Annotated in this window: 6 protein-coding genes; 4 read left to right on the plus strand and 2 right to left on the minus strand. The window is 30.9% G+C overall.

The window, feature by feature from the left end; translation table 11 throughout:
* Positions 1–508: 508 nt before the first annotated feature.
* The gene (gene fahA, locus L3J60_RS13180) at positions 509–1,798 is read right to left on the minus strand and encodes a fumarylacetoacetase (protein ID WP_291976031.1); all 1,290 of its coding nucleotides are present in this window, start codon (positions 1,796–1,798) and stop codon (positions 509–511) included.
* A gap of 115 nt (positions 1,799–1,913) precedes the next feature.
* Here fahA and glyA point away from each other — a divergent pair, with 115 nt between their 5' ends.
* The 4 genes from glyA to L3J60_RS13195 all read left to right on the plus strand — a co-directional run bounded on the left by glyA (position 1,914) and on the right by L3J60_RS13195 (position 5,429).
* Complete coding sequence (gene glyA / locus L3J60_RS13185; RefSeq protein WP_291976032.1) at positions 1,914–3,188, plus strand: serine hydroxymethyltransferase; 1,275 nt, start codon at positions 1,914–1,916, stop codon at positions 3,186–3,188.
* 242 nt (positions 3,189–3,430) lie between these two features.
* On the plus strand, positions 3,431–4,144 hold the full coding sequence (locus tag L3J60_RS13190) for a peroxiredoxin (RefSeq protein WP_291976033.1): 714 nt from the start codon (positions 3,431–3,433) through the stop codon (positions 4,142–4,144).
* 87 nt (positions 4,145–4,231) lie between these two features.
* Positions 4,232–4,561, plus strand: coding sequence for a DUF4372 domain-containing protein (locus L3J60_RS13480; protein ID WP_366837390.1), 330 nt, complete (start codon positions 4,232–4,234; stop codon positions 4,559–4,561).
* A complete protein-coding gene (locus L3J60_RS13195) occupies positions 4,509–5,429 on the plus strand; it encodes an IS4 family transposase (RefSeq protein WP_291976034.1) in 921 nt (306 codons plus the stop codon). Before L3J60_RS13480 ends, L3J60_RS13195 begins: the two co-directional genes overlap by 53 nt.
* Positions 5,430–5,812: 383 nt before the next feature.
* Here the strand turns inward: L3J60_RS13195 and L3J60_RS13485 are convergent, their stop codons facing one another.
* The gene (locus tag L3J60_RS13485; RefSeq protein ID WP_366837392.1) at positions 5,813–6,115 is read right to left on the minus strand and encodes a transposase; all 303 of its coding nucleotides are present in this window, start codon (positions 6,113–6,115) and stop codon (positions 5,813–5,815) included.
* Between the last annotated feature and the right edge of the window lie 132 nt (positions 6,116–6,247).

A 6,247-nucleotide genomic window follows, 5' to 3' on the forward strand; every position in this document is an offset into this window, starting at 1 on the left:
ACGCATTTGACAAGGTTTTATGCACCAAGATACTAAAAACTGGTCTTTTTTGAACCCTATTTTGGTAATAAAAACAACTAAAAACACTATTAAAACTATCTTCTTGTAATAAAATAGGTTCGACTAAATAGTTATGTCCATTATCGGTTTTAATATAAGTGATATCACTCACCCAAAGTTGTTCCGGTCTTGTTGGTATTTGGTGTTTAATTTTTAGTCAACCTATTTCAGGAAAATTCATACACTAAATTAGTTTCTAACCTTATTGACTTTTCTTTATTTCTTAATTCTGTTTCATTAAAGAAACCTAAAAATACGTCTCTATAAAAGACTTTCCAAATTCCATTGCCTATATCTTCAATTCCAACATATTTTCCTTTTAAAGCAGCTGTTAAATATACCCAATAATACGACTTCCACCTAATGGCTCTATTTTGAGTTACTTTTAATAATTATAAATCAATAAAAACGGAAAAGATACACTATCAATTCACTCCGAGTTAACTAATTATTTTTTTAATTTTACTGGAGGTAATATTTTACCTGTACATTTTCCAAAACCAATTCGTACGTTCTCATTTTCACAATAACCCCGTAATACTACATTATCACCATCCTTAAAAAACGTTCTTGTTGTTCTATCTTTTAAGGTGATAGGTTTTTTTCCTCCCCAAGTTAATTCTAACATTGAACCATAACTGCTTTTGGTTGGTCCAGAAATGGTTCCGCTACCCATCATATCTCCAGATCTAACATTACAGCCGTTAACAGTGTGGTGAGCAAGTTGTTGAGCCATACTCCAATATAAATATTTAGTATTAGATTCACTTAAAATATTTAAATCTCCATTTTCAGTTTCTAAAACAGCTTCTAATTTTATGTCAAAATTATTATTTGTTCCTTTTTCTTGTAAGTATGGTAAAGGTTGTATTTCTTTTTTTGGACTTTCACATCTAAAAGGTTCTAAAGCATCCATAGTAACAATCCATGCGGAAATGGTTGAAGCAAAGTTTTTACCTAAAAAAGGTCCTAATGGAACATATTCCCATTTTTGAATATCTCTAGCACTCCAATCGTTTAATAAAACCATTCCAAATATATTTTCGTAAGCATCTTCAATAGGAATTGGTTCACCTAAATTATTTGCTGCTGTTGTTATAAATGCAGTTTCTAATTCCATATCTAATAATTTTGATGGACCAAAAACTGGTTTTGTAGCACCTTTTGGCATGGTTTGCCCATAAGGTCTGCGAATTGATGTTCCTGAAACAACAACAGAAGAAGACCTTCCGTGGTATCCAACAGGAATATGTAACCAGTTAGGCATTAGTGCATTATCTTCACCTCTAAACATTTTACCAACATTGGTAGCATGCTCTTTACTAGAATAAAAATCTGTATAATCACCAACATCAATTGGCATTAACATTTCCACTTCATTAACATCAAAAATTATCGCTTCTTTATGTTTTTCGTTTTGTTGCAATTTTGGATTATTCACATCAAAAACGTCGGCTATTCTATTCCTAACATGTCTCCAAGTTTTTCTACCATCAGCAATAAAATCATTTAATGAATCTTGCATAAACATATCATCAGTAAGTGGAATTCCATTAAAATAACCTAATTGATGGAAAGCTCCTAAATCAATAGCAAATTCACCAATTCTTGTACCGATAGTAATAATATCATCTTTGGTTATAAATACTCCAAAGGGAATGTTTTGTATTGGAAAATCGCTATCTGAATCAACAGGAAGCCACGATTTTCTATCCGGATTGTTAGCAGTTATTTTCATATATATCAGTTCTTAATTTTTTATTTAATTTTTATAATCAAATATAGACGTTTCTTATTAAAAGCAAAATGAAATTAGTAAATTTGCGTGAATTTTAACTAATAAATAACACGTAATGCAACACGACTCTATTATTTTCGATTTAATCGAAGAAGAAAAAGAAAGACAAACTAATGGTTTAGAATTAATTGCCTCTGAAAATTTTGTTAGCGATCAAGTTATGGCTGCAATGGGATCTGTATTAACCAATAAATATGCCGAAGGCTATCCAAATAAAAGATATTATGGCGGATGCGAAGTAGTAGATGTTGTGGAGCAAATAGCTATAGACCGTGCCAAACAATTATACGGAGCTGAATATGTAAACGTACAGCCTCATTCTGGCTCTCAGGCAAACGCAGCAGTTTATCAGGCAGTTTTAAAACCTGGAGATAAAATTTTAGGATTCGATTTATCACACGGTGGACATTTAACGCATGGTTCTCCTGTCAATTTTTCTGGAAAATTGTATAAAACATCCTTTTATGGAGTAGAAAAAGAAACGGGTGTTTTAAATTATGATAAAATTCAAGAAATAGCAACTAAAGAACAACCTAAACTTATAATTGCAGGTGCTTCAGCTTATTCTAGAGATATTGATTTTAAACGATTTAGAAAAATTGCAGATAGTGTTAATGCTATTTTAATGGCAGATATTTCTCATCCATCGGGTTTAATTGCTAAAGGAATCTTAAATGATCCACTTCCTCATTGTCATATTGTAACTACAACCACTCACAAAACTTTACGTGGACCAAGAGGTGGAATGATTATGATTGGTAAAGATTTTGAAAATCCGTTTGGATTAACATTAAAAAGCGGAAAACTTAAAAAAATGTCTACGCTAATTAATTCAGCAGTTTTTCCAGGGACACAAGGCGGACCTTTAGAACATGTAATTGCGGCTAAAGCAGTTGCTTTTGGAGAAGCACTAACGGATGAATTTTTACTTTATCAAGTTCAAGTTAAAAAAAATGCAGCAGCAATGGCAAAAGAATTTGTAGCTAAAGATTATCATATTGTTTCTGGTGGAACAGATAATCATATGATGTTGATAGATTTACGTAATAAAAATATTACGGGTAAAGAAGCTGAAAATGCTTTAGTAAAAGCTGATATTACGGTAAATAAAAATATGGTTCCTTTTGATGATAAATCTCCTTTTATTACTTCAGGAATTAGAGTGGGTACTGCTGCGGTTACCACTAGAGGTTTAAAAGAAGAAGATATGAAAACTATTGTCGATTTAATTGATGAAGTTATTCAAGATTTTGAAAATGAAACTATGATTGAAAATGTAGCTGAAAAAGTGAATGAAATGATGGAAAATAGACCTTTATTTAAATGGTAAAATACTTGTAATTAGTTATTTATAATATTTAAAAATCCTGCAATTGCAGGATTTTTTTATGTAAAATTTTAGTTGGATAATTGACATTTAATTTATATTATTTCAGAATCATCTATCTTTATGATAGATGACTATTGATTTTAATGATGATTGTATTAAAAATATCAATTATATTTATAACGTAAATTTTTAATCATTTACTACTTTTGAAATAGAAATAATAATTAAAAATAGATAACGATATGGAAACACAACAAGAATTTACGTCAATGCCAAGAATTGGAGATAAAGCTCCAGAGTTTAAAGCAGTAACTACACAAGGAGAAATTAATTTTCCTGGAGATTATAAAGGTAAATGGGCAATTTTATTTAGTCACCCAGCAGATTTTACACCTGTTTGTACTTCAGAATTTATAACATTTGCATCATTAGAAGATAAATTTAATAATGCAAATTGTGATTTAGTAGGTTTATCTATTGATGGGTTATACAGTCATATTGCTTGGCTACGTTCAATTAAAGAAAAAATTGAATATAATGGCATGAAAGATGTAGATGTAAAATTCCCTTTAATTGAAGATATTACCATGGAAATAGCAAAAAAATATGGTATGATTCAGCCTAATGAAGATACTACAAAAGCGGTAAGAGCTGTATTTTTTGTAGATCCAAAAGGAATTATTAGAACTATTATTTATTATCCTTTAAGCTTAGGTAGAAATTTTGATGAATTATACCGAGTTTTAATTGCTTTACAAACTGCAGATGCTTTTGACGTTGCTACGCCAGCCGATTGGAGACCTGGAGATGATGTAATTATTGGTCCTGCCGGTTCATGCGGAACAGCTAAAAACAGAATGGAAGGTAAAGAAGATATGAATTGTAAAGATTGGTATTTTTGTTCAAAACCTTTAGATAAAGATGAAGTTTTAAATAAAATATTAAAAAGTCATTAGTGTCCGATAAAGATTTTTAAAAGTGGGATTTCCATAGTTGGATTTCCCACTTTTTGCATATCTTAATTTTTACCACAAAATTCAGATATGAACAAAAGTACACACTTTAGCGGAACTCCAATAATAAAGCAAGTTTTAAAATTTATTTTACCTACCGATATTTCTCGGACAGCCAAAAGGTTCAATAGTGATAAGTATTACAAAACTTTTAAAACTTACGAACATTTAGTAACGATGCTATATGTCACAATGAGCGGTATATCCTCGCTTAGAGAGATCTCTACGGTATTGCTTGCTTGCGAAGGACGTATCAGTCATTTGAACCTAAAACATTTTCCAAAACGAAGCACCTTATCAGATGCCAATGCGAAAAGATCCAGCGAAGTCTTCGGGTGCTATCTATGCAAAATTATTTAAACGCTACGCCCCTTTTTTATCGGACAGCAGTCCATTAAAATCTCCAGTTAAAAATTTAAAAATTGTAGATTCCACCACCATTAGTCTTTTTAGTGATATTTTAAAGGGTGTTGGACGCAATCCTCTTAATGGGAAAAAGAAAGGAGGTATTAAAATGCACACCATGATTAATGCATTAGAAGATGTGCCTTGTCTTGTCCGTTTTAGTAGTGCTGCCACGCACGATCATACTTTTTTAAAAGAATTGAATTTAGAGAAAGATTCTTTTGTAGTTTTTGACAAAGCCTACAACGATTACCTTCAATATTTAGAATGGACTTTAAACGACATTTACTTTGTAACTCGTCAAAAAGACAACGCTGTCTATAAAAGCATTAAAGAATTTGACTTAGCAGATAAAACAAGTAATGCCGTATTAAAAGACGAACTTATTTTAGTAGAAAAAGATACTAAGTCCATACAAATAAGACGTGTGGCTTATTGGGATGCAGAAAAAGAAAAGGTGTATGAATTTATCACCAATAATGTAGAGATTTCACCAGATCAAGTTGCTGATATTTATAAACATAGATGGCAGATTGAAACAATGTTTAAAAGACTTAAGCAGAATTTCCCCTTAAAATATTTCTTAGGAGACAATCAAAATGCAATAGAGATTCAGATATGGTCAGCATTAATTGTACAGCTCATTTTGCTGGTTATACAACGAAAAGTAAAACGAAAATGGGCGTATTCTAATATGGTATCTGTAATCAGATTTTATCTGATGACCTACATAAACCTTTTTAAATTTCTTGAAAACCCACATAAAAAATGGAGCGAACTTACCTCAAAACCTCCTGATATTCAACTCAAGTTATTTGAGTAGACACCATGCGATTGGGGAAAATGAAAAAACAAACAGTTTTATTGACTCCAAACACCCCTTTTAACAAAAAGTGGTGTTTTGTCGGACACTAATGTTAAAAAATAATTAATTTTAAAAATACTGTTGTCCGATAAAACTCAGATATAGACAAAAAAAGGTTTATATCAGCTTAAAACATTGATGAATTTATACTTTTAGAAAAGTAAGTTCCCTTTATTTGTGCTTACTGAAATTGTATTTTTTGTTGAAATTCTGCTGGATTTCCTTTATTTTTGACGAACTCCTTTGTAAAGGAGTCTAGATTGTTGAAAAAGTCGGTAAATTTCACGTAGGTAAAAAGGTGTTTTTGCATTAAACTTATCAAGTTAGAGAAGCTCCAAGATTTAGTTAATTGCTTCTTCATAATGGTAATTCAGTAGTAAAGCTATAAGCGTACACCAAATCTGTATCTGTATAGCGTTCTTATTATCTCCATAGAAGTATTGTAGTGGAAAGTTTTGTTTTATCTTTTTAAAAAGTAATTCAATCTCCCAACGCTTTTTGTAAAGCATCGCTATTTGTGCTGCTGGTAAATCAAAGAGGTTGGTACGAAAGTAATACGCCTTATTCTTTTCTTTATGGTAGAAAGAGACTAACCGTAATGGACTACCTAATAAATTTAGGGCTATTTTCTTAAGCCGCTTTATTAATAATTAAGACCGTTGCAAAATTCAACAAATTTCACCAATCCAAGTTTTAGATAAATTTTAGATTGGTTTTTGTCAAAAAATGTAATTTTCACTTCTTTTTTTGTCTTTGAAGTTCATTTTAATATTGTT

The sequence above is a fragment of the Lutibacter sp. genome (assembly GCF_021647475.1).
Lineage (GTDB): Bacteria > Bacteroidota > Bacteroidia > Flavobacteriales > Flavobacteriaceae > Lutibacter.

What these genes read in the sequence shown, in the direction of transcription:
- L3J60_RS13195 (WP_291976034.1), top strand. Translation starts at nt 4,509, where the DNA reads ATGCGAAAAGATCCAGCGAAGTCTTCGGGTGCTATCTATGCAAAATTA.
- fahA (WP_291976031.1), bottom strand. Translation starts at nt 1,798, where the DNA reads ATGAAAATAACTGCTAACAATCCGGATAGAAAATCGTGGCTTCCTGTT.
- L3J60_RS13190 (WP_291976033.1), top strand. Translation starts at nt 3,431, where the DNA reads ATGGAAACACAACAAGAATTTACGTCAATGCCAAGAATTGGAGATAAA.
- glyA (WP_291976032.1), top strand. Translation starts at nt 1,914, where the DNA reads ATGCAACACGACTCTATTATTTTCGATTTAATCGAAGAAGAAAAAGAA.
- L3J60_RS13480 (WP_366837390.1), top strand. Translation starts at nt 4,232, where the DNA reads ATGAACAAAAGTACACACTTTAGCGGAACTCCAATAATAAAGCAAGTT.